The following is a 22,864-nucleotide window of genomic DNA, read 5'->3' as shown; positions in this document are numbered from 1 at the left end:
GAGGGACCGATGACCACCTACTCCGCCCCTGTCCGCGACATGCAGTTCGTGCTGCATGACGTGCTCGAGATCTCGAAGCAGGATCTTCCGGGCTATGGCGAGCTCGACCGCGACTTCACCCGGGCCGTGCTGGAGGCGGCCGGCAAGCTGGCCTCCGAGGTGCTGGCGCCGCTGAACGCCGTCGGCGACCGCGAGGGCTGCAGGCTGGAAAACGGGGTGGTGCACACGCCCAGGGGCTTTCTCGAAGCCTTCGGGCAGATGCGCGAGGGCGGCTGGACCGCGCTCGATTGCGACCCGGACTATGGCGGCCAGGGCATGCCCTATGTGATCGGCCTGGCCGCGGGCGAGATGTTCTCGGCCTCGAACATGGCCTTCACCATGTATCAGGGCCTGACCCATGGCGCCTATTCCGCCATCCACGCCCATGGCACGGACCAGCAGAAGGCCACCTACCTGCCGAAGATGGTCAGCTGCGAATGGACCGGCACCATGAACCTGACCGAGCCCCATGCCGGCACCGACCTGGGCCTGCTGCGCACCAGGGCCGAGCCGCAGGAGGATGGCAGCTACCGGATCACCGGACAGAAGATCTTCATCTCGGCCGGCGACCACGACATGGCGCAGAACGTGATCCACCTGGTGCTGGCCAAGGCGCCGGGCGGCGGCGAGGGCACCAAGGGCATCTCGCTCTTCATCGTGCCGAAATTCCTGGTCAACGAGGACGGCTCCCTGGGCGAGCGCAACGCCGTCTCGGTCAGCAATCTCGAGGAAAAGATGGGCATTCACGGCAATGCCACCTGCGTGATGAACTATGACGGCGCGAAAGGCTGGCTGCTGGGAGAGCTGCACAAGGGCATGCGCGCCATGTTCACCATGATGAACGAGGCCCGGATCGGCGTCGGCCTGCAGGGCTATTCGGTGGCCGAGGCCGCCTATCAGAACGCCGTCGCCTATGCCCGCGACCGGCTGCAGGGCCGCGCCGTGACCGGGGACGAGAACCCCGCGGGACCGGCCGACCCGCTGATCGTGCATCCCGACATCCGCCGCAACCTGATGGACCAGAAAAGCTTCCTGGAAGGCGCGCGCGCGCTGGCCTTCTGGGGCGCGCATCTGATCGACCGCGCGGTGCTGGCCGAGGACAAGGAGGCGCACGACCTCGTCTCGCTGCTGACGCCGGTGATCAAGGGCTTCCTGACCGACAAGGGTTTCGAATCGGCGGTGCAGGCCCAGCAGGTCTTCGGCGGCCACGGCTATATCGAGGAACAGGGCATGTCGCAATTCGTCCGCGACGCGCGCATCGCCATGATCTACGAGGGCGCGAACGGCGTGCAGGCGCTGGATCTCGTGGGCCGCAAGCTGGCGGCCGAGGGCGGCAAGCCGATCATGGCCTTCTTCGAGCTGGTCAAGGCCGAGATCAAGGCGCATGAAGCCGACGAGACGCTGAAAGCGGGTTTCTGCGAACCGCTGAAGGCCGCCTCGAAGGACCTGCAGGCGGCAGCGATGTTCTTCATGGAGCAGGGCATGAAGAGCCCGAACGCGGCGCTGGCCGGCTCCTACGACTTCATGCATCTGTTCGGCCATGTGGCGCTGGGTCTGATGTGGACCCGCATGGCCGCCGCATCGCGCAAGGCTCTGAGCGAAGGCACGCAGGACGCCGCCTTCCACGAGACCAAGCTGGCGACGGGCCGCTATTACATGGCCCGGCAACTGTCGGCGACCGGGATGCATCTCGCCCGCATCCGTTCAGGCGCCGAGCCGGTGATGGCGCTGGATGCAACGCAGTTCTGAAATCAACGGCGGGAACGCCAGGAGGCAAGGCCGCATGGGTATTTGAAAAACAGAGAAAGCCGAAGGTGGGCTTCGAGGACCCGGCTCCGCCTGAGAGACAGGAGAGAAGCGGGGAACTCGAAGCGCCTTCTCTGTTTGCGGTCATCGGCTCCCCAGCCTGTACCGCGAGACCGACACTAGGACGGAAGCGTTAAGAAATCCCTAAAGCCTTCTTTGTTTCACAAATACCCATTCCCAAGTGTTCAACAGCCCGTCCCGAGCAGAAAAGGAAGCCCAGATGACCGCCCAGCTTCATTGTTTCGGAGAATCCGGCCATTCCTACAAGGTGGCCCTGATGATGCAGCTGACGGGCTATCCCTGGCACCCGGTCTTCGTGGATTTCTTCGGCGGCGCCACCCGCGGCGCCGAATACCAGGCGCTCAACGAGATGGGCGAGGCGCCGGTCTTCGTCGAGGACGGCCGCAGGCTGACCCAGTCGGGCGTCATCCTGCTGCATCTGGCCGAGAGGACCGGGCGCTTCCTGGATGGCGATCGCGACGAGATCCTGCGCTGGCTGTTCTGGGACAATCACAAGGGCTCGGCGCAATTCGGCGCGCTGCGCTTCCTGATGAACTTCCTGCCGCCCGAGAAGCGCCCGGCCGAGGTCATCGCCTGGCTGCAAGGGCGCTGCAGGGCGGCGCTGAAGACGCTGGACGGGCACCTGGCCGGCCGCGCCTGGCTGGCGGGCGAGGGACCGAGCATCGCCGACCTGTCCAGCTGCAGCTATCTCTATTACCCGGAGCCCTTCGGCTTCGACCGCGCCGAATGGCCCCATATCGACGCCTGGCTGGGCCGCATTCAGGCGCTGCCCGGCTGGAAACCCCCCTATGACCTGATGCCCGGCAACCCCGCGGACCGGGCCGCGAAGGAGGACGCATGACCGAAGCCTATATCTACGACGCCGCCCGCACCCCGCGCGGCAAGGGCCGCCCCGACGGCAGCCTGCACGAAGTCACCTCGGTCGCGCTTTCCGCCCGGCTGCTGAACGCCGTCAAGGAACGCAACGGGCTGACCGGCCATGCGGTCGAGGACGTGATCTGGGGCAATGTCACCCAGGTCAAGGAACAGGGCGGCTGCCTCGCCCGCTCGGCGGTGCTGGAATCCGACCTGGACGAAAGCATCCCCGGCCTCGCCATCAACCGCTTTTGCGCCTCGGGCATGGAGGCGGTGAACCTGGCCGCGAACCAGGTCCGGGGCGGCGCCGGCCAGGCCTATATCGCCGGGGGCGTCGAGATGATGGGCCGCGTCGCCATGGGCAGCGACGGCGCCGCCATCGCGGTCGATCCCAGCCTGACCTTCAAGACCTATTTCGTGCCGCAGGGCATCAGCGCCGACATCATCGCCACCGAATACGGCTTTTCCCGCGAAGAGGCCGATGCCCTGGCCGTCGAGAGCCAGCGCCGCGCCGCCATCGCCTGGGAGGAGGGTCGCTTCGCCAGGTCCATCGTGCCGGTCAGGGACCAGAACGGCCTGACCATCCTCGACCGCGACGAATACATGCGGCCCGGCACCACGCTGGAGGATCTGGCCAAGCTGAAGGCCAGCTTCAAGGAGATGGGCGAAACCATGCCCGGCTTCGACAAGGTGGCGATGCTGAAATACCCGCATCTGGACCATATCGAGCATATCCACCATGCCGGCAACAGCTCGGGCATCGTGGACGGTGCCGCCGCCGTGCTGATCGGCAATGCGGAATTCGGCAAGGCCCACGGGCTGAAGCCCCGCGCCCGCATCCGCGCCACCGCCAAGATCGGCACCGATCCGACGATCATGCTGACCGGCCCGGTGCCGGTGACGGAAAAGATTCTGCGCGATTCGGGAATGGCGATTTCCGACATCGACCTCTTCGAGGTGAACGAGGCCTTCGCCTCGGTCGTGCTGCGCTTCATGCAGGCCTTCCAGGTCGATCCCGGCGTGGTCAACGTCAACGGCGGCGCCATCGCGCTGGGTCACCCGCTGGGCGCAACCGGCGCCATCATCATCGGCACGCTGCTCGACGAGCTGGAGCGGCAGGACAAGACCGTGGGCCTCGCCACGCTCTGCATCGCGTCCGGCATGGGCGCGGCCACCATCATCGAGCGCGTCTGAGGGAGGGGAAGATGACCGATTTCACCATGGATAAGGGCGCCGACGGCGTCGCCATCATCACCTGGGACGTGCCGGGCAAGTCGATGAACGTGCTGTCGCTGGACGGTGCCGCCGAACTGAACACGCTGATCGACGATGCGCTGGCCGACGCGGCCGTGAAGGGCGTGGTCATCACCAGCGGCAAGAAGGATTTCGCCGCCGGCATGGACCTGAACGTCATCGCCGGCATGAAGCAGGGCGGCGCGCAGGCGGTGTTCGACGGCGTGATGACGCTGCATCACCTGCTGCGCAAGATCGAACTGGCGGGGATGGACCCCAAGACCAAGAAGGGCGGCAAGCCCGTCGCGGCCGCCCTGCCCGGCACCGCGCTGGGGATCGGGCTGGAACTGCCGCTGGCCACGCATCGCATCTTTGCCGCCGAGAACGCCAAGGCCAAGATCGGCCTGCCCGAGATCATGGTCGGCATCTTTCCCGGCGCCGGCGGCACCACCCGTCTGGTGCGCAAGCTGGGCGCGATGGGCGCGGCGCCCTTCCTGCTGGAAGGCAAGCTCAGCGACCCGGCCAGGGCCAAGTCCGCCGGGCTGATCGACGAGGTGGTGGCCGATCCGCTCGCCGCGGCCCGCGACTGGGTGCTGAAGGCCAGCGACGCCGATCTGGTCAAGCCCTGGGACGCCAAGGGCTACAAGATGCCGGGCGGAGAGCCCTATCACCCGGCCGGCTTCATGACCTTCGTCGGCGCCAGCGCCATGGTGCATGGCAAGACGCTCGGCGTCTATCCGGCGGCGAAGGCGCTGCTGAGCGCCGTCTACGAGGGCGCCATGGTGCCTTTCGACACGGCGCTGAAGATCGAGGCGCGCTGGTTCACCAAGGTGCTGATGAACCCCAGCTCGACCGCGATGATCCGCAGCCTCTTCATCAACAAGGAGGCGCTGGAAAAGGGCGCGAACCGCCCCGAAGCCCCCGATCAAAGCGTGAGGAAAGTCGGGATCCTCGGCGCCGGCATGATGGGCGCCGGCATCGCCTATGTCTCGGCCATGGCCGGGATCGAGGTGGTGCTGATCGATTCGACGCAAGAGGCGGCCGAGCGCGGCAAGTCCTATTCCACCGGCCTGCTCGACAAGGCGATCAGCCGCAGGAAATCCACCGAGGAGAAGAAGGCCGAGGTGCTTTCCCGCATCACGCCCACCACCGATTACGCCGCCCTGCAAGGCTGCGACCTGGTGGTCGAGGCGGTGTTCGAGGATCCCGCCGTCAAGGCCGAGGTCACGAAACGGGCTGAGGCGGTGATCCCGCAGGACGCGATCTTCGCCACCAACACCTCGACCCTGCCGATCACCGAACTGGCCAAGGCCAGCGCCCGCCCCGACCAGTTCATCGGCATCCACTTCTTCAGCCCCGTGGACAAGATGCTGCTGGTCGAGATCATCAAGGGCAAACAGACCGGCCCGCGCGCCGTGGCCAAGGCGCTGGATTTCGTGCGCCAGATCCGCAAGACCCCCATCGTGGTCAACGACGCGCGCTTCTTCTATGCCAACCGCTGCATCATCCCCTATATCAACGAGGGCATCCGCATGGTGGCCGAAGGGGTCAGCCCGGTGCTGATCGAGAACGCCGCCAAGATGATGGGCATGCCGCTGGGGCCGCTGCAACTGGTGGACGAGACCTCGATCGACCTCGGCGTCAAGATCGCCAAGGCGACGAAGGCCGCCATGGGCGACGCCTATCCGGACGAAGCGGTGGATGCGGTGATCTTCAAACTCGCCGACCAGGGCCGGCTGGGCCGCAAGACCAGGGCAGGCTTCTACGACTATGACGAGGGGGCCAAGCGCCAGGGCTTCTGGTCCGGCCTCGCGACCGAATGGCCGGAAGCGGACAGCCAGCCGGAACTGACCGAGATCCAGCACCGGCTGATGTTCGCGCAATCTCTGGAAGCGGTCCGGGCGCTCGAGGAAGGCGTGCTCGAGGACATCCGCGAAGGCGATGTCGGCGCCATCCTCGGCTGGGGCTTCGCGCCCTGGTCGGGCGGCCCCTTCGGCTGGCTCGACATGCTGGGCGCCCCGCGCGCGGTCGAGATCGCCGAAGATCTCACCGGGAAGTTCGGCCCGCGCTTCGCCCCGCCGCAGCTTCTGGCGGATATGGCGGCAAAAGGCGAAAGCTTCTACGGCAAGACCGCCCGCAAGGCGGCCTAGCCCGGAACCACCGGACAAGGCCGCCACCCCCGGCCTTGTCCGAAACGTCGCATGGGTATTTGGAAAACAGAGAAGGCGCATGCCGAGAGGCGCCGATCGCCTCGACCGCTCGGGCTTTCTCTGTTTCCTAAATACCCATGCTGCCCGCACCACTGGCGGCTAGATCAGCCCTTCGTTCCGAAAGGCCGCCAACAGATCGCTTTCCGGCCGGGCGCCGACATGGCTGATCACCTCGGCTGCCGCGATGCAGCCCATGTGCCCCGCCGCCGCCAGATCGGCGCCCACGGCCAGCCCGTAGATCAGCCCGGCGGCAAACTGGTCGCCCGCCCCGGTCGCATCCACCGGCACCACGCGATGCACCGGCGCCGTCACCCGCTCGCCCCCGCGGATCAGGATCGCATCCTCGCCCGAGCGGGTGCAGATCACCGTGCCGCAATCCGCCGCGGCCAGCCGCAGCGCCTCCTCCAGATCCTCGACCTGATAGAGCGATTGCCATTCGTGGACATTGCCGATGACGTAATCCATCGGCCCGGCCACCAGCCGGCGGAAATCGGCGCGGTGGCGGTCGACGCAGAACGGGTCGGACAGTGCGATCCCCGCCTGTCCGCCCGCCTTGTGGCAGGCCTCGGCCGCCTTGAGGAAGGCCGCCTTGCCGGCATCCTTGTCGAACAGATAGCCTTCCAGGAACAGCCAGCCGGCGCCGCTGAAGGTCGCGGGGTTCACGTCATCGGCCCCCAGCTCGGCCGAGATGCCCAGATAGGTGTTCATCGACCGCTCGCCGTCCGGCGTCACGAAGATGATCGAGCGCGAGGTCGGCGCCACCTCTCCCGCCACCGGCGGATTGACGAAGACCGTGCCCTGCGCCTCGGTCTGCTCGGCATAGCTCAGCCCCAGGGGATCGCCGGCCACCTTGCCGATGAAGGCGGTGCGCAGCCCCAGCATCCCCAGCCCCGCCAGCGTATTGGCGACCGAGCCGCCGGGCACCAGCCGCGCCTTGCCGGCCTGCGGATCGGCCGATTGCGCCGCCATCAGGAATTCGGACCGCTCGCGGTCGATCAGCTGCATGATGCCCTTTTCCACCTCCAGCCGCGCCAGCGTCGCATCCGAGGTCGGGGCGATCACGTCCATGACGGCATTGCCGATGCCGATCACATAGGGGGTGGTCATTCGGTCTTCTCCTCATAGGGGCACAGGTCTTCGATGGGGCAGATCCGGCAGCGCGGGCGCCGCGCCTGGCAGATATAGCGGCCGTGCAGGATCAGCCAGTGATGCGCGTTCTGCTGGAAAGGGACGGGGACGTTGTCCTCGATGGCGCGCTCGACCTCGGCGACGTCGCGGCCCGGCGCGATGCGGGTGCGGTTGCCGACCCGGAAGATATGCGTGTCGACCGCCTGCGCCGGGAAATGGAACACGCTGTTCAGCACCACATTCGCGGTCTTGCGCCCGACGCCGGGCAGGGTCATCAGCGCGGCGCGCGACTGCGGCACCTCGCCGCCATATTCCTCGACCAGCCGGCGCGACAGCGCGATGACATTCTTCGCCTTCTGCCGGTAAAGCCCGATGGTGCGGATCTCCTCGGTCAGCGCCTCAAGGCCCAGATCCAGCATCTGCTGCGGGGTGCCGACGCGCCGGAACAGCGATTTCGTCGCCTTGTTCACCCCGACATCGGTCGCCTGCGCCGACAGCGCCACCGCCACCAGCAGGGTGAAGGCGTTGGTGTATTCCAGCTCGGTCACCGGCTGCGGATTCGCCTCGCGGAACCGGGAAAAGATCTCGACCTGCGCCGCATAGGGCAAGGCCGGCGGAAGACGAAGGGAGATGCTGCGTGCCATGGCGCCCAGATGCCCTGCCCGGCGGTCCTGCGCAAGCATTCCCGCGTGGATTTGCCGCGAGACCGCGCTACTCTGCCACGGAAAGCAGTTGCGAGGCAAAGATGACACGGACGTTCTTCTCCTTCGCCCCGGTCGAGCACGGGCTGCGGGTCGCGATCAGCAGCCAGCCGGCCGACGATCTTGGCACGGTGTTGTGCCGCGGTCGCTTCCCGACACCGCTCGGCACGGTCGTCGCCTATGGCTCGGGCGGCGCGCTCTGGGCCCTGGGCTTCGCCGGACCGATGACCGAGGATCAGGTCGAGGCCGACCTGACCGCCCGCTTTCCCCGCGCCCGGACGGTCGAGGCGCCCGAGGCGCTGGCCCCGGCCATCCAGGCGCTGCTGAGCGGACGGGGCGAGATCGCGGTGCGGCTGACCGGCACCGCGTTCCAGCTGCAGGTCTGGCGGGCGCTGGCCCAGGTGCCGGCCGGGCAGGTGATCAGCTATGCCATGCTGGCCGAGCGCATCGGCCGGCCGAGGGCCCTGCGCGCCGTCGGCACGGCGGTCGGGCAGAACCCGGTCTCCTGGGCGATCCCCTGCCACCGCGTCACCCGCACCGGCGGCGCCATCGGCGGCTATCACTGGGGCGAGGCGGTCAAGCGCGCGCTGCTGGCGCGCGAAGGCGCGAGCATCGCGCCGCTCGCCATCGCCGCTTTGTGAGCCGAGGCGGGGAATTTTCCGTCTATTCCGGTGGAGTTGGCCCGGAACCCATGCCAATGTGGCCGCGTTTGGGCATCAGTCGCCGGCCTTCCGGAAACGGCAGGGCCGGCCGCGTCGCAAGGACAGGCGGCGGTGGATCGCCCTCAAAAGAAAGGTGAAAGAATGAAGACCCGTATTTCGCTGCTTCTCGCCTCTGCCGGCGTGATTGCCATCAGCGCCTGCGCGCCGACCGATCCTTCCGGCCAGCCCCAGCAAATGAGCCGCACCCAGCAGGGCGCCGTCGCGGGCGCGGTGGTGGGCGGCCTGATCGGCGCGGGCGAAAGCCGCTCGAACGCCGTCAAGGGCGCGATCATCGGCGCCACGGCGGGGGCCGTCGGCGGCTCGATCCTCGACCAGCAGCAGCGCGCGCTGCAGCAGTCGCTGAACAATCCCAACATCCGGGTGGTGAACCACGGCACGCACCTGTCGGTCATCATGCCCGAGACGACGCTTTTCGCCACCGATTCGGCGGCCGTGGGCGCGCAGGGGCAGAACGACCTCTACACCATCGCCCGCAACCTGAACCAATATCCGAACAGCCGCATCCAGGTGATCGGCCATACCGACAGCACCGGCTCGGCCGCCTATAACCAGGACCTGTCCGAACGCCGTGCACGCTCGGTCGCCGGCATCCTGACCGCTGGCGGCGTCTCGCAGAACCGCGTGACCACCGCCGGGCGCGGCGCCACCCAGCCGGTGGCCTCGAACGACACCGCGGCCGGGCGGGCGCAGAACCGCCGCGTGGAAATCCTGATCGTCCCGACCAACTGATCGCGGCCGGAAAGACGAGGCGCGGGCCGGCAGCCGCAAGGCTGTCGGCCTTTTGCTTTGCGCCCGCGACGGACGGAAAAGGCGGCGAACGGAAAAAGCGTCAGGTGGACTTCGGGTGGAAAAGCAAGGACCCCCGAAGCGTCTCCGCCCCAGGGGTCCGATCACTGTCCCGTGAGGATGCTCGACCGCACCCTTCTTCGTTCAAGCCTCGCGGCCTCAGTTCAGCCGGCGGGCCACTTCGTCGATGGCCTTGTCGATGCCTGCGGCACGCTGCTCGGCGGTCGCCTGTTTGCCCAGGATCTCGGCCGCGGCGGTGACCGCGGTCTGGATGGCCCGGTCGCGCACGGCGCGCACCGCCTCGGCCTCGGCGCTGGCGATCTGTTCCTCGGCCGCCTTCAGGCGCCGCTCGATCGAAAGCTGCAGCGCCTTCTTGGCCTTCTCGGCTTCCGAAACCGCCTCGCGCCGGGCATTGGCGACGATGTCGTCGGCCTGCGACTTCACCTCGCGCTGGCGGCGCTCGTAGCTCGCATAGATCTCCTGCGCTTCCTCGCGCAGGCGGCGGGCTTCGGCCAGGTCGTTGCGGATGCCTTCGGCCCGCTTGTCCAGAAGGCCGCCGACGATCTGCGGCACGCGGAAATAGACCAGAATGCCGACGAACAGCAGGAAGGCCAGCGTGACGATGAAGTCGGTATTGCGCAGCGAGAAGAACGGACCCGAGGCCGCCAGGGCCGGGCTCGCCATCAGGGCGAAGAGAACGCTCAGACGTTTCATTGCAGCGCCCCCTTCAGCCGCTGATCGACCGCGGTATCGACCAGACCCTGATCGACCTTGCCGCCGAAATTCTCCACCAGCGCCGCGGTCACCTCGCGGGCGACCATGCGTGCATCCTCGACGGCCGAGGCGCGGATCTCGCCAATGCGCTTTTCGGATTCCGCCGCGCGGGCGGCGATCTCCGCATCGGCATGGGCGATGGCGGCGTCGAGTTCCTTCTGGATCTCGGCCTTGTTGGCGGCGATGATCTTCTGGGCCTCGCCCCGGGCATCGGCCAGCGCCTTGTCATAGGCGGCCTCGGCCTCCTTGGCCTTCTGCTTGAACTCCTCGGCGGCCATCAGGTCGCCGGTGATGGCGCCCTGGCGGTCCGAGATGACGCCGCCGATGCGCGGCAGCGCGATCCGCGACAGCACCCAGTAGATCACGGCCAGGATGACCAGCAACCAGAAGATCTGGTTGCCGAAGGTCGTGAAATCCAGTTGCGGCATGCCGGGGGCGCTGGCGGCATGGCCAGCCGCGCCATGGGCTGCATCCGCTGCACCGGCCGCGGCATGGGCCGCATCGGCGCCATGGCCCGCCGCTTCGGCGGATTCGGTGATGACCACCGTTTCAGATTCTTCGACCACGACGGGCGCGGTCTGTTGCAACAGGCTGAACATATCCTACCCCATGCCGGTCGTTTCACAATCGGGTGGGCGCGTGACGCCCCCACCCAACCGCAAGGATGGCAAAAGGATCAGACTGCGAACAGCAGCAGCAGCGCGACCAGGAACGAGAAGATGCCCAGGGCTTCCGCGAAGGCCATGCCGATGAACAGCGTGGCGGTCTGCGAAGCGGCGGCCGACGGGTTGCGCAGGGCGCCCGCCAGGTAGTTGCCGGCAACATTGCCCACCCCCATGGCCGCACCGGCCATGCCGACGCAAGCCAGACCGGCGCCGAGATACTGTCCCAGTTGACCCAGATTTTCCATGTTCATGCTCCTTGAGGCTTTGGAAAGGGTTTTCGTTTTCAGACCTTGCGAGCTCGGCTCAGTGCGCCGGATGCAGCGCGTCCTTCAGATAGACGCAGGTCAGGATGGTGAAGACATAGGCCTGGATCAGCGCGACCAGCACCTCGAGCCCATACATGGCGGTGATGGCGACGACCGAAACCGGCGCGATGGCGGCGATGGCGGCGAAGGCGGCGAAGACCTTGATCACCGCATGGCCCGCCATGATGTTGCCGGCAAGACGGATCGAATGGCTGACCGGCCGCACGAAATACGAGATCAGCTCGATCACCGCCAGGATCGGGCGCAGCGCCAGCGGCGCCGAACTGACCCAGAACAGGCCCAGGAAATGCGCGCCGTTCTTGACGAAGCCCAGCACGGTGACGCCAAGGAAGACCAGAACCGCCAGCACCGCCGTGACCGCGATATGCGAGGTCGGGGAGAAGCTTTTCGGCAGCAGCGCCAGGAAGTTGGCGAACAGGATGAAGCAGAACAGCGTCATCACATAGGGGAAGTATTTCAGCCCGTCCTTGCCGGTCACGTCCTCGACCATCTTGCGGACCATGCCGTAGAGCAGCTCGGCGATGGACTGGACCCGGTTCGGCACGATGGCCCGGCCGCGGGTGCCAAAGACCAGCAGCGCGGTGATCGCCAGCGCAGCCAGCGCCATCCACAGCGTCGCGTTGGTCGGCGTATACCAGTTCACCGGCCCTTCGCCAAACAGCGGTTTGACGACGAACTGGTCCATCGGATGGAAAACCAGACCACCTGCTTCTTCTTCTGCCATCGTCATTCACCCTTGTCGTCGCCGGGACGCCCCGGTGTCTTGCCTATCTCGTTCGCGGTCCGCATCATGGTCTTGATGCCGGCCACCAGGCCCAGCAGCACGAAAACCACCATGAAGACCGGCCGCAGGCCGGTCAGATAGTCCAGCCCGAACCCGATCCCGAAGCCGATGGCCAGTCCCGCCACCAGCTCGGTCACCATGCGCCAGGCCATATTGGCCTGGCTGAAATGCTCTTCCCCGCGCGACGGGGCCTTGTCCGCCGCCTTCTTGCCCAGCCGGGCCTCCAGCGCGCGCAGCCGCTCCGCGTCCCGGGTCCGCGCGGCGTCATGGTCGTCCTCGGCCACGGCTCACACCCCCGTTATCGGTTGGCGCGGTGATAGGGACTCGCGCCCCCCGAGTCAAGCAAGCGACCGGATCAGTCAAGCTATTGAAAAGATTGAATACGTGAAAAGCCCGGCGCGACGGAAAACCCGGTCTTGCGGTCCGGGGCGCATCCGCCGCATATTCAACCGGCAAGTTAAGCAAAGCCGATGTCCGCTCAGCAACCCAGCCTCGACGCCATTTTCTCCGCTCTCGCCGACCCCACGCGGCGGGCGATCCTCGGCATGCTGCTCGAGGACGACATGGCGGTGACCGACGTGGCGGCGCCGTTCGAGGTCAGCCTGGCGGCGATCTCCAAGCATCTCGCCGTGCTGGCGGCCGCCGGGCTGATCCGGCAAGAGCGTCGCGGACGGATCATCTGGTGCAAACTGGAACCCGACGGGCTGCGCAGCGCGTCGGTGTGGATGCAGGGTTTCGGCCAGTTCGAACCCGTGGATCTGGACGATTTCGAGCGGTTCCTGCGCCAATCCCTGGCGCTGACAGATGGCGAAGAAGCCAAGGCCTGACCCCGATTGCCCGCGCAATAGCGACAAAAGTTGCGCAATCGCCACATATCGGCGGCATCTATAAAGACAAATCGTGCTTTTGTTGATAAATGCAAGGTTGCATTTAAACCAATATGCACAACCTTGAATTGCCAAAGGGGGATCCATGGAATACCGGATCATCACGGCGACCTTTGGAACCCAGGTCCCCAACGATCCCGGGGCCACCGGGTCGGACAAATACCTGCCCTTCCTGAACCGGCGCGACATCGACTTCTCGCAGGCCGACATGGCCGAGATCCGGATCGAGGACGACGACCCGGCCTTCGGCTATCTCTCGCGCGGCGGCTCGGGCAGCTTCTATGACGATCCGGGCAGCGAGGGCGGGCAGTCCCTGGCCGAAAGCGCCAGTTTCGGCCATGGCGCGGGCGCGCAGATGCTGGCCGCCGGCCAGCGCATCTCGCTCCAGGACGCCGCCATCCTGCGCGATGCCCAGGGCAACGAATTCTACGTTACCTTCCCCACCTATGTCGACTACGACATCACCGGCTATCCGATCGAGATCGGCGACCGCCATACCGTCCTGATCATCCCCAGGCAGCGCCAGGATGCCGACGGGCAGAGCCATTGGCCGCCATTCCGGCAGGACGCGCTTTACCAGTTCGTCGGCAGCTACAAGATCGGCATCGGCCAGACCTCCCTCCCCTACGACCAGACCGTCAAGGCACCGCCCTGCTTCACCCCCGGCACGCTGATCGAGACCGGCCTGGGCCCCCGCCCGGTCGAGACGCTGGCGGCAGGCGATCTGGTGCTGACCCGCGACCACGGGCTCCGGCCGCTGCGCTGGATCGGCGGCCCGCAGCTCGACGCCGCACGGCTGGACCTGCAGCCGAACCTCCGCCCGATCCTGATCGCAGGCGGCGCGCTGGGGCCGGGCCTGCCGGCGCACGACCTGGTCGTCTCGCCCCAGCATCGCATCCTGCTGCGCTCGGCCATCGCGCGGCGCATGTTCGGCACCGAGGAGATTCTGGTCGCCGCCCGGCAGCTGACCGCCCTGCCCGGCATCCGCCCGCTCCATCCCGCCGGGGGCGTGACCTACCTGCACCTGCTCTTCGACCGGCACGAGCTGGTGCTGTCGAACGGCTGCTGGACCGAGTCGCTGCTGACCGGCCCGCAGGCGCTGAGCGGCCTCTCATCCGCCGCGCGCCGAGAGATCTTCGCGCTGTTCCCGGGCTTCCCGACGGCGCGCCCACGCCCGCGCGCGTCCTGGCGACCGGGCGCGAGGGCCGCAGGCTGATCCAGCGCCACCTGAAGAACAGCCGCGCCTTCCTGCCGGCCTGATCCCGGAAAACGCAAGAAGCGCCGGGCACAAGGCCCGGCGCCGTCTTCATTTCACGGTGATGCGACCGTCCAGCTTCGGCGTAAAGCCCGGCCCCTGCCTGGCCAGGTATTCCGCCAGCACATCCGCCAGATCGGGCCCGAAATCATAGGCGTTCATCGCCTTCTCGGCAAAGACCCGGTAGCCGTCCCCTCCCGCGCGCATGTAATTCTGCGACACGACGCCATAGACCGCTGCGGGGTCGATCGGCACCCAGTCCGACCCGTCGCGCACCTGCACGTCGCTGATCCGGCTGCCGGCCGGGGCCGAGGGATCCAGCGCGTATTTCAGCCCCGCCACCTGGGCGAAGCGCCCCGCGCCCTCCTCGATCTGGCTCGCGCCGTTCTCCAGCGCCGCCACCACGTCCTCGCCCTTCAGCTGGAAGGTGGACAGGGTGTTCTGGAAAGGCAGGACCGAAAGCACGTCGCCCATCGTGACCTCCCCTGCCGGAATCGAGGCGCGCAAGCCGCCGCCGTTCTGGATCGCGATGGTGATGCCCTGGTCCTTGACGCGCGCCAGCATGGCGTCGGCGACCAGGCTTCCCATCTCGCATTCCCGTGCGCGGCACGATTCCCGGCTGCCGTCGATCGGCGCCGCGATCTCGGCCACGCGCTTCTGCTTGAGCTGCTCGATGGGCGCGCCCATCTCCTTGACCCGCGCCGCCAGCTTCTCGTCCGGCACGACCGAGCCGTCCAGCAGGATCGGCTGCCCCTCGGCCTTGACCAGCTTGCCGTCGTCGTCCCAGGTCAGCACCAGATGGCCCAGATACTTGCCATAGGCATAGGCCGTCGCCACCGGCACCTCGGCGCCGTCGGCGCCCTTGACCATAGTCGGATAAGGCCCGGCGGCACCCTCGAACTGTCCCAGCAGCGTATGGCTGTGCCCGCCGATGACCGCGTCCAGACCGGCCACCTCGGCCGCGAATTCCTGGTCGCGCTTGTAGCCGGAATGGGTCAGGGCAATGATCTTGTTCACGCCTTCCTCGGTCAGCTCCTGAACATCGGCCTTCAGGCTGTCCATGTCGTCCAGGAAGATCACCTTCTCGCCCGGCGAGGCGGTCTCGGGCGTGTCCATCGCCAGGGCCGAGACGATGCCGATCTTCTCGCCGCCGACCTCCAGCACCAGCACGTCGTCGATCTTGTCCTTCAGCTCGGGCGATTGCGACAGGTCCAGATTGCCCGAGACGATGGGGAACTTCGCCCCCTCGGCCAGGATTTGCAGCCCCTGCGGCCCGTCGTCGAATTCGTGATTGCCCACCGCCATGGCATCGAAGCCGATGGCGTTCATGAACTCGACCGTCTCCTTGCCCTTGTAGGTGGTATAGAACAGGCTGCCTTGATACTGGTCCCCGGCATCCAGCACGATCACGTTCTGCCCCTCGGCCTTCAGCCCGTCGCGCAACTCGCGGATCTTGGTGGCCAGACGCGCCACGCCGCCGAAACATTCGTCCTTCGCCTCGGCCTCGGCATCGCAGGTGCTGTCATAGGCGTTGATCGGCTCGATCCGGCTGTGGAAATCGTTGATATGCAGCACATGCAGCGTGTAATCCGCCTGCGCCGCGCCCGCAGACAGCGCGACGGCAGCCGCCGAAACCAGAAGCCAGCCCTTCATCTCCATCCCTCTCACCCCGAATGTCTGAACGAGGGGCAGATTGCGGGATGGCAGTGACGCCGTCAATTGACGAAGCCGTGGCTTGACGGCCCGCACGGCGCGGCGCATGAACCGGCCATGCTGGTTTACAAGATCTTTCGCGCGGCCGAGTTCCAGGCCTTCCAACGGCAGGGTCGCAGTGCCGGTGCGCCGGTGGACCTGCAGGACGGCTATATCCATCTCTCCACCGCCGCACAGCTGCCCGGCACGCTCGCGCGCCATTTCGCCGGACAGGAGGGGCTGCACCTGCTGGCGCTCGACGCCGAGACGCTGGCCCAGCTGCGCTGGGAACCCTCGCGCGGCGGCGACCTCTTCCCGCATCTCTATCGGGAGTTGCGCGCCGGAGATGTGCTCTGGAGCCGCCCCCTGCCCCTCGGACCCGACGGCCACGACACCGGAGACCTTGCATGAGCCCCATCGAGCGGCTGGGCCTTGCCGCGCTGCATCGCCTCGACCCGGAACGCGCGCATGATCTCTCGATCCTCGCGCTGCAACGCGGGCTCGTGCCGCTGCCCGGCAAGCCCGTCACCTCGGACCGGCTGCGCAGCCGCCTGGCCGGCCTCGACCTGCCGAACCCGGTCGGCCTCGCCGCCGGCTACGACAAGAACGCCCGCGCCCTGCCCGCGCTGATGCGTGCCGGCTTCGGCTTCGTCGAGGTGGGCGCCGCCACCCCGCGCCCGCAACCCGGCAACCCCAGGCCGCGCCTGTTCCGCCTGACCGAGGACCGCGCCATCATCAACCGCTTCGGCTTCAACAACGAAGGCGCGCCGGCCATCGCAGACCGGCTTGCCCGGCGCCCGGCGGGCATCCCGGTCGGGCTGAACATCGGCGCGAACAAGGACAGCGCCGACCGCAGCGCCGATTTCGCGCAGGTCGTGCGCCTTGCCGGTGCCCATGCCGATTTCCTGACCGTCAACGTCTCCTCGCCGAATACCGAGAGGCTGCGCGATCTTCAGGGACCCGAGGCCCTGTCAGCACTTCTGCAAGGGGTTCTGGCCGCGCGCGACGCGCTGCCGAACCGCCCGCCCGTGTTCATCAAGATCGCTCCCGATCTCGATGACGCCGCCCTGGCGGACATCGCCGCCGTGGCCCTCGCTGCCCCGGTCGATGCGATCATCGCCACCAACACCACGCTTTCGCGCGACGGGCTCGCTTCGCCCCATGCCGCGGAAGCCGGCGGCCTTTCCGGCGCGCCGCTCTTCGACCGCGCCACCCGCATCCTCGCCCGGCTCTACCGCGAGACGCAGGGCCGCCTGCCTCTGATCGGCGTCGGCGGCATCGGCTCGGCCGAGCAGGCCTGGCAGAAGCTGCGTGCCGGCGCCTCGGCCGTCCAGATCTATTCCGCGCTGATCTATCAGGGATTCTCGCTCGCCGCGCGGATCGCCCACGACCTTGACGAACGGCTCGCGCGCGAGAATGTCACGCTGGCCGAACTCACCGGCAGCGGCAACGCGGACTGGCCCTAGAACAGGTCCTCGTGACCCAGAAGCTGGTTCATCGTGTTCGACGGCTCCGAGCAGCCGGCGTCGCCCACGATCCGCGCCGGCACCCCGGCCACGGTCTTGCAGGGCGGCACCTCGGCCAACACCACCGAACCGGCGGCGATGCGCGAGTGATGCCCGACGCGGATATTGCCCAGCACCTTGGCACCGGCGCCGATCATCACGCCGTTGCCGATCTTGGGATGGCGGTCGCCGTCTTCCTTGCCGGTGCCGCCCAGCGTCACCGAATGCAGCATGGACACGTCGTTGCCCACCACCGCCGTCTCGCCGATGACGATGGAATGGGCATGGTCGATCATCACCCCGGTCCCGATGCGGGCGGCCGGATGAATATCCACCCCGAACACTTCCGAGCAGCGCATCTGCACGAAATAGGCCATGTCGCGGCGGCCCTGCTGCCACAGCCAATGACCGATGCGATAGGCCTGCAGCGCCTGGTAGCCCTTGAAGAACAGGATCGGCTGCATCAGCCGATGCGTGGCCGGGTCGCGGTCATAGACGGCCAGCAGGTCGGCCTGCGCCGCCGCCGACAGTTCCGGCGCACGGGCAAAGGCATCGTCGGCGATCTCGCGCAGGATCTGCTCGCTCATCTCGCGCGAGGCGAGCTTCAGCGAAAAGCGATAGGCCAGCGCCGCCTCGAAGGTCGCATGGTGTAGCAGCCCGGCATGGATCAGCGCGCCCAGCAGCGGCTCGTCGCGCACGGCGATCCGCGCCTCGCGCTGGATGCGCCCCCAGACCGAATCGCGTGGGGCGTCCCGAGCGTCGGAAAGCGGCTCGATCATGTCTTTCTGCAGGTTCATTCAGGCGCGCCCGTCAGTTTCATCCCCCGAGTCTAGCGGAAACCGACGGGCGCGAAAAGACTGTCAGTCCGGCAGCCGCAACTCCCACCAATGCAGCACGACGCGCACCCGGCCGCCGGTGAACTGCCCGCCTGTGGCGGTCAGCCGCAGCGGCACCGGCTCCCAGAAGGCGGTCGGAGGCGACAGCACCCCCCGCGCCCAGGAACCCTGCGCCTTGCCCAGCCCCTGCCCGAACCGGCCAAGACTCTGGGCATCGCCCGCCGTGCCCAGCGACCACGAGGCCGCGCTGCCGGTGATCGCCTGCAGCACCCGCGCCGTCGCCCCGATGACCAGCCCGCCCGGCGGAATGACCATCGCGGTCTCGAACCAGGCACCGCTGCCCAGCGTCACGTCCTCGGACAATTGCCGCGCCAGCAGGCCCGAGCCGTGCTGGCCCAGCGTGACCGCACCCGGCACCCAGACCGTGCCGTCATGGATCGCCACCACCCCCTGATCGGCGATGACCGCGCGCCGGCCATAGGCAGGCTGGACAAAGATCCAGCCGCCATTCGCGCCGATGGCCACCTTGCCGCCCTGCCCCTCCCAGGCATTGACCGCACCCGGCGGCACGGCCCAGCACATGCCGTCCACCACCGTCTCGGGCGGGGCGATGCGGGTCAGGCTCTGCAGCACCAGATCGACCTGCCCGTCCAGCCGCAGCAGGGCCTCGTTCACCGTGACATGTTTCTGCGCCTGCGCCGGCATCAGCAGCGGCAGGGCGCAATTGGCGGTCGTGTTCTCAGGCATCGATCATCCTCCTTGCATGGGGCCCGGCCCCGAACGTGTCTGAAAGCTGGGCGACCTCGATGGCAAAGCCGCCCCCGGCGATGGCCTGGGACCAGCTGTTCTCCGGCACCACCCAGCGCGGCTCCGCCACCACAGCCTCGGCAAGCACCAGCCCGTCGCGGACCAGCCGGGCCGAGTAACGCTCCTGCGCCTCGCCCAGCGGCACGTCCGGCCCGTCCCAGCCGTCGCCCTGCACCCGCGTGCGCCGGATCCAGGTCACGACCCGGCCGCGGACCTCCAGGTGACAGGGCGACAGCGGCCGCAGCCCGGCACCCCGGAACGCCGCGGCCACATGGCGATAGCTCGGGTCGTCCGGCGCACGCGTGGCCGGCCCGATGCGCCAATGCCGCAACTGGTTGCGGGCCGAGGGCGCCAGCTCCACCTGACGCGCCGCGCCGTCCAGCAGCACCACCACGCTGCCCGAGGGCCAGACCGCCGGCATGAAGGCATCCGTCCCCGCCTGCCCGCGCAGCCGGGTCGATATCTCCCACAGCCCGGCCGAGACCAGCCGCGCCTCGGCGAACTGCAAAAGCTCCCAGCCCTCGGCCGAACCGTCGCCGATCGCCAGCAGGTTGGCGCCCGCCATCAGCGCCTCGGGCGAGGCGGATTCCAGGGTGCCGCCCTTCATCCGGACCCGCAGCGCCGGCCCGCGATCCCAGACCCCGGGCCGCGCCGCCGAAAGCGGACCTTCGGTCCGCCCCATGATCGCCGGTTCGGCCAGCGTCATGTTCAGCCCGTATCCTCCCGCCTGCTCGGTCGAGACCCAGACCGCCGCCGCCCCCGGCCAGGGCGTCGCCGTCACCGCCAGATGCGGGGCATGCGGCGCCTCGTCTCCGCGCAAGAGCGGCAGGTCCAGAAACACCGGCCAGACCGGGATCGGCGGCACGAAGGGCCGCAGCGCGGCCTCGCCCTCGACCACGCGGGCCGGCCGATAGACCCCCGGCTCGACCCGCACCGCGTCCACGGTAATCGCGCCCGCCCGCTCGACCCGGTCGATGCGCCAGCGCCGCGCCCCGGCACCCGGCTCCGCCAGCCGCACCACATCCCCCGGCCCCAGATGCCCCAGCGAGGGCGGCAGGGCAAAGCGCACCCCGTCCCGTGCCACCGCCGTTTCCGACAGCCAGCGTTCCGCCAGCGCCCGCCCCTCGCCGCGCGTCAGCGCCATCGCCAATTCGCTGTCCGAGACCGCCAGGAACTCCGCCCCCGGCATCATCGTCTCGGCCGTGCGCGCGGCATAGTCGCCGCCCGCCTCGACATGGGTCAGCCGGATGCGGCCCACCATCTCGGCATCGGCGGCGCGCGAGACCTCGACCGCATCGACCTCCTCGGCCAGCGCCATGTCGTCGGGGCCCAGCTCGGCGTCGACCCGCGCGCCGCGCATGACGAAGCGCAGGACGCCGTCGCGCTCGACCGCATCGAAACCATGCGCCAGCATCAGCGGTTGCAAGGCCGCTCGGCCGCTCTCGGCCCCCGACAGCGCATAGCCGCGCACCAACCCCCGCAACCCCTCGGCGTCAAAGGCGCGCACCCCCGCCTCACGGCAGATCTCGGCCACCACATCGGCCAGCGGCACGGCGCCCGCGCGGCCGTTCAGCCAATGCCCGCGCTCCCATGCCGGGCCGTCCGACCACAGGTCGGTGCGCGCCGGGAAGGCCGGATAGGGCCGCGCATCCCAGCACCAGACATGCGCGCGGCCCATGTCGATCATCCGCCCCGCCCCGGTCCGGCCGAAGGCCGCGCGGGCCGGGTTGTTCGCCGGGTCCGACCAGAACTCGGTCATCGCCCGCACATAGGCCGCCTGGATCACGTCGTCGCGCCGCCCGTCCGAAAAATAGGGCAGCATCGATTCCGAGCTCATCGCGTCCAGGAACTTGTTGGGCTGGTTGGTGCCCTTGTCCAGCGCCGCGCAGCCCATCTCGGTGAACCAGACCGGTTTCGAGCGCGGCACCCATGCCGTCGGCTGCGCCAGCCGCACCCCGCCGATGCGGTCGTGATGCCGGTTCTGCCACCAGCCGCGGATATCCTTGTAGCGCCAGACCCAATGCTCGTGATGCGCGCCGTCGCGAATCTCGGTGCGCCGCTGCGCCTGCCGGTCGGCCTCGCTGGCGTAATACCAGTCGTAGCCCTCGCCCCCCGCGACATTGGCGCGCAGATAGGCCGGATCGTCGATGCGCCCCCAATGGGCATCCAGATGATCCTCGCCCTCGCGCCAGTCGGACAGCGGCATGTAATTGTCGATGCCGATGAAGTCGATATTTTCATCCGCCCAGAGCGGGTCGAGGTGGAAATGCACGTCGCCATTGCCGGGATGATGGCCGAAATACTCTGACCAATCAGCAGCATAGCCGATCTTGACCTCTTCACCCAGGGTGCCGCGCACATCCGCCGCCAGCCGCTTGAGCTGTGCGACGGCCGGAAAGGAATGGCCGGCCCCCATGATCGTCGTCAGGCCGATCATCTCGGAACCGATCAGAAAGGCGTCGATGCCGCCCGCCGCCGCGCAGAGATGCGCATAATGCAGGATGAAGCGGCGATAGGACCATTCCTCCGGCCCGCTATAGGTGATCGTCCGGCCATCGCGCGAAAAATCCCCCGCCTCGGCCGCGCCGAAGAACCGCGCCACCTCTGCCTCGGCCGCGGCCGTGCCGGCGGGACTGCCCGGGCGACCGGGCGCGATGCTGGTGGTGATCCGCCCGCGCCAGGGCATGACCGGCTGATGCGCCGCGCCGCTCCACGGATCGGGCCGGCCGTTGCCCGCCAGCTGCTCCATCAGGATGAAGGGATAGAACACCGCCTTGCGTCCGCTCTCGGCGATCGCCCGCAGCGCCTCGATCACCGAGCCGTCGGCCGGGGTGCCGCCATAGATCGGCCTGCCTTCCACCCGCGCCACCTCGGACGCGCCCTCGCGGCCGATGCCGCCCGCGCGCCAGGCCATCTCGCGCCCGTCGCGCGACAGGTCCTCGACCTTGGGCCGCACCGAGCACTCACCGACCCGCAGGTCGTCGCCGAACCAGGACACCACCAGCGAGACCGAGCCGACATTCGGCAATTCCCGGCCCAAGATCCGCATCGAGGCCAGGAAATCGGTCGGCGCCACGGCTGTGTTGTGATTGACCACCTGCGTCTCGCCCAGACCCAGGTCATAGCTGACCGCCGTGGTCGCCAGCGAATATTCCCCCGTGCCGGGAATCATGGCGACGGCCCGCACCTCGCGCGACAGACCCCGTCCCTGCTTCGCCGCCCGCGTCACCTCGAAGGACAGCTGCGGCACCCGGTTGCCCCAACGCTCCAGCGCCAGGTTCTCGAAGACGACATAGGCGATGCCGCGATAGGCCGGAGCCGCCTCGCCCTCCTGCGCGGCGATGGCCGGGTCGGGCAGCTGGTCCTCGTCGCCCGGATAGACGCGCATGTTCAGCTCGTCGGCCGGGATCTCCTCGCCATCCGCCCAGATGCGGCCCACGCCCAGGATCGGCCCCTCGCACAGCGCCAGCGCAAAGCTCAGCCGATAACCGATCTCGGTCACGCTGGGCCCCGCGCCCTTGCCGCCGCCATGCCTGCGCCGCGTCTCGACCAGAGGACCCGCCCAGATCGCATGGCCCGGCACCCGCATCTGTCCCCAAAGCCGCGGAATCGGCGTGCCCTCGCCCGCGGTCTGGATGCGCAGCCGGTCCACCCGCCCCGTCTCGACCGCCTTCGAGCCGCCGCCCAGCAGGCGCTGGTCGATGACCCGCCCCAGCGTCGCGCCCACGGCCCGGCCGATGACGGCGCCCGAAAGCCCCAGAACTGTGCCGCCAAAGCCCGCACCCAGCGATGCGCCCATCGCCGCCAGCAGAATCGTCGCCATTGCGCCCTC

The 22,864-nt window shown here is 68.2% G+C and carries 21 protein-coding genes; 10 read left to right on the top strand and 11 right to left on the bottom strand.

All coding sequences use genetic code 11. The features are described 5' to 3' along the window. Positions 1-9 precede the first annotated feature (9 nt). The 4 genes from LOS78_RS12295 to LOS78_RS12280 all read left to right on the top strand — a co-directional run bounded on the left by LOS78_RS12295 (position 10) and on the right by LOS78_RS12280 (position 6,104). Positions 10-1,788 (top strand): acyl-CoA dehydrogenase C-terminal domain-containing protein, encoded by a 1,779-nt coding sequence (locus LOS78_RS12295; RefSeq protein WP_230378409.1) that lies wholly within the window; start codon positions 10-12, stop codon positions 1,786-1,788. 277 nt (positions 1,789-2,065) lie between these two features. Further along, positions 2,066-2,707 (top strand): glutathione S-transferase family protein, encoded by a 642-nt coding sequence (locus LOS78_RS12290; RefSeq protein ID WP_230378408.1) that lies wholly within the window; start codon positions 2,066-2,068, stop codon positions 2,705-2,707. Further along, entirely contained in the window at positions 2,704-3,915 is a 1,212-nt protein-coding gene (locus tag LOS78_RS12285; RefSeq protein WP_230378407.1) for an acetyl-CoA C-acetyltransferase, read from the top strand. The genes LOS78_RS12290 and LOS78_RS12285 overlap by 4 nt, the downstream gene beginning before the upstream one ends. An 11-nt stretch (positions 3,916-3,926) precedes the next feature. Then, the gene (locus LOS78_RS12280; RefSeq protein WP_230378406.1) at positions 3,927-6,104 is read left to right on the top strand and encodes a 3-hydroxyacyl-CoA dehydrogenase NAD-binding domain-containing protein; all 2,178 of its coding nucleotides are present in this window, start codon (positions 3,927-3,929) and stop codon (positions 6,102-6,104) included. 159 nt (positions 6,105-6,263) lie between these two features. Here LOS78_RS12280 and LOS78_RS12275 read toward each other — a convergent pair whose 3' ends face one another. Both LOS78_RS12275 and nth read right to left on the bottom strand, forming a co-directional pair. Continuing rightward, on the bottom strand, positions 6,264-7,271 hold the full coding sequence (locus LOS78_RS12275) for an adenosine kinase (protein ID WP_230378405.1): 1,008 nt from the start codon (positions 7,269-7,271) through the stop codon (positions 6,264-6,266). Next, complete coding sequence (gene nth, locus LOS78_RS12270; protein WP_230378404.1) at positions 7,268-7,936, bottom strand: endonuclease III; 669 nt, start codon at positions 7,934-7,936, stop codon at positions 7,268-7,270. The genes LOS78_RS12275 and nth overlap by 4 nt, the downstream gene beginning before the upstream one ends. A gap of 101 nt (positions 7,937-8,037) precedes the next feature. Here nth and LOS78_RS12265 point away from each other — a divergent pair, with 101 nt between their 5' ends. Beyond that, positions 8,038-8,634 (top strand): methylated-DNA--[protein]-cysteine S-methyltransferase, encoded by a 597-nt coding sequence (locus LOS78_RS12265; protein WP_230378403.1) that lies wholly within the window; start codon positions 8,038-8,040, stop codon positions 8,632-8,634. A gap of 162 nt (positions 8,635-8,796) precedes the next feature. Then, positions 8,797-9,444, top strand: coding sequence for an OmpA family protein (locus LOS78_RS12260; protein ID WP_028712215.1), 648 nt, complete (start codon positions 8,797-8,799; stop codon positions 9,442-9,444). A gap of 216 nt (positions 9,445-9,660) precedes the next feature. On the opposite strand, the gene LOS78_RS12255 is transcribed toward LOS78_RS12260, so the two are convergent. The 5 genes from LOS78_RS12255 to LOS78_RS12235 form a co-directional block, all read right to left on the bottom strand. After that, entirely contained in the window at positions 9,661-10,215 is a 555-nt protein-coding gene (locus LOS78_RS12255; protein WP_028712216.1) for a F0F1 ATP synthase subunit B, read from the bottom strand. Beyond that, positions 10,212-10,874: a F0F1 ATP synthase subunit B' gene (locus tag LOS78_RS12250; protein WP_028712217.1), complete on the bottom strand. Its 663-nt coding sequence runs from the start codon at positions 10,872-10,874 to the stop codon at positions 10,212-10,214. Before LOS78_RS12250 ends, LOS78_RS12255 begins: the two co-directional genes overlap by 4 nt. Before the next feature lie 77 nt (positions 10,875-10,951). Beyond that, the gene (locus LOS78_RS12245) at positions 10,952-11,185 is read right to left on the bottom strand and encodes a F0F1 ATP synthase subunit C (protein ID WP_010394077.1); all 234 of its coding nucleotides are present in this window, start codon (positions 11,183-11,185) and stop codon (positions 10,952-10,954) included. A gap of 58 nt (positions 11,186-11,243) precedes the next feature. Further along, positions 11,244-11,990 carry a F0F1 ATP synthase subunit A gene (locus LOS78_RS12240; protein WP_230378402.1) on the bottom strand — a complete coding sequence of 249 codons (747 nt, stop codon included), beginning with the start codon at positions 11,988-11,990 and terminating at the stop codon, positions 11,244-11,246. Positions 11,991-11,992: 2 nt separating this feature from the next. Continuing rightward, a complete protein-coding gene (locus LOS78_RS12235; protein WP_028712219.1) occupies positions 11,993-12,334 on the bottom strand; it encodes an AtpZ/AtpI family protein in 342 nt (113 codons plus the stop codon). A gap of 186 nt (positions 12,335-12,520) precedes the next feature. Between LOS78_RS12235 and LOS78_RS12230 the strand changes: the two genes are divergently transcribed. After that, entirely contained in the window at positions 12,521-12,877 is a 357-nt protein-coding gene (locus tag LOS78_RS12230) for a helix-turn-helix transcriptional regulator (RefSeq protein WP_028712220.1), read from the top strand. A 145-nt stretch (positions 12,878-13,022) separates the two neighbouring features. Next, complete coding sequence (locus tag LOS78_RS12225) at positions 13,023-14,153, top strand: Hint domain-containing protein (protein ID WP_230378401.1); 1,131 nt, start codon at positions 13,023-13,025, stop codon at positions 14,151-14,153. A gap of 90 nt (positions 14,154-14,243) precedes the next feature. On the opposite strand, the gene LOS78_RS12220 is transcribed toward LOS78_RS12225, so the two are convergent. Next, positions 14,244-15,845 carry a bifunctional UDP-sugar hydrolase/5'-nucleotidase gene (locus LOS78_RS12220; RefSeq protein WP_230378400.1) on the bottom strand — a complete coding sequence of 534 codons (1,602 nt, stop codon included), beginning with the start codon at positions 15,843-15,845 and terminating at the stop codon, positions 14,244-14,246. A gap of 117 nt (positions 15,846-15,962) precedes the next feature. Between LOS78_RS12220 and LOS78_RS12215 the strand changes: the two genes are divergently transcribed. Then, positions 15,963-16,295: a DUF952 domain-containing protein gene (locus tag LOS78_RS12215; RefSeq protein ID WP_230378399.1), complete on the top strand. Its 333-nt coding sequence runs from the start codon at positions 15,963-15,965 to the stop codon at positions 16,293-16,295. After that, positions 16,292-17,350 carry a quinone-dependent dihydroorotate dehydrogenase gene (locus tag LOS78_RS12210; protein WP_230378398.1) on the top strand — a complete coding sequence of 353 codons (1,059 nt, stop codon included), beginning with the start codon at positions 16,292-16,294 and terminating at the stop codon, positions 17,348-17,350. Before LOS78_RS12215 ends, LOS78_RS12210 begins: the two co-directional genes overlap by 4 nt. On the opposite strand, the gene cysE is transcribed toward LOS78_RS12210, so the two are convergent. From cysE to LOS78_RS12195, 3 genes are all read right to left on the bottom strand, one after another. After that, the gene (gene cysE / locus LOS78_RS12205; protein ID WP_028712225.1) at positions 17,347-18,186 is read right to left on the bottom strand and encodes a serine O-acetyltransferase; all 840 of its coding nucleotides are present in this window, start codon (positions 18,184-18,186) and stop codon (positions 17,347-17,349) included. The genes LOS78_RS12210 and cysE overlap by 4 nt on opposite strands. 63 nt (positions 18,187-18,249) lie before the next feature. Continuing rightward, a complete protein-coding gene (locus LOS78_RS12200; RefSeq protein ID WP_028712226.1) occupies positions 18,250-18,972 on the bottom strand; it encodes a DUF2793 domain-containing protein in 723 nt (240 codons plus the stop codon). After that, positions 18,965-22,855, bottom strand: a complete 3,891-nt coding sequence (locus LOS78_RS12195) for a glycoside hydrolase/phage tail family protein (protein ID WP_230378397.1) — start codon at positions 22,853-22,855, stop codon at positions 18,965-18,967. Before LOS78_RS12195 ends, LOS78_RS12200 begins: the two co-directional genes overlap by 8 nt. Between the last annotated feature and the right edge of the window lie 9 nt (positions 22,856-22,864).

The sequence above is a fragment of the Paracoccus sp. MA genome (assembly GCF_020990385.1).
Taxonomy (GTDB): Bacteria; Pseudomonadota; Alphaproteobacteria; order Rhodobacterales; family Rhodobacteraceae; genus Paracoccus.
This window is presented reverse-complemented; position numbering and strand designations above follow the sequence as displayed.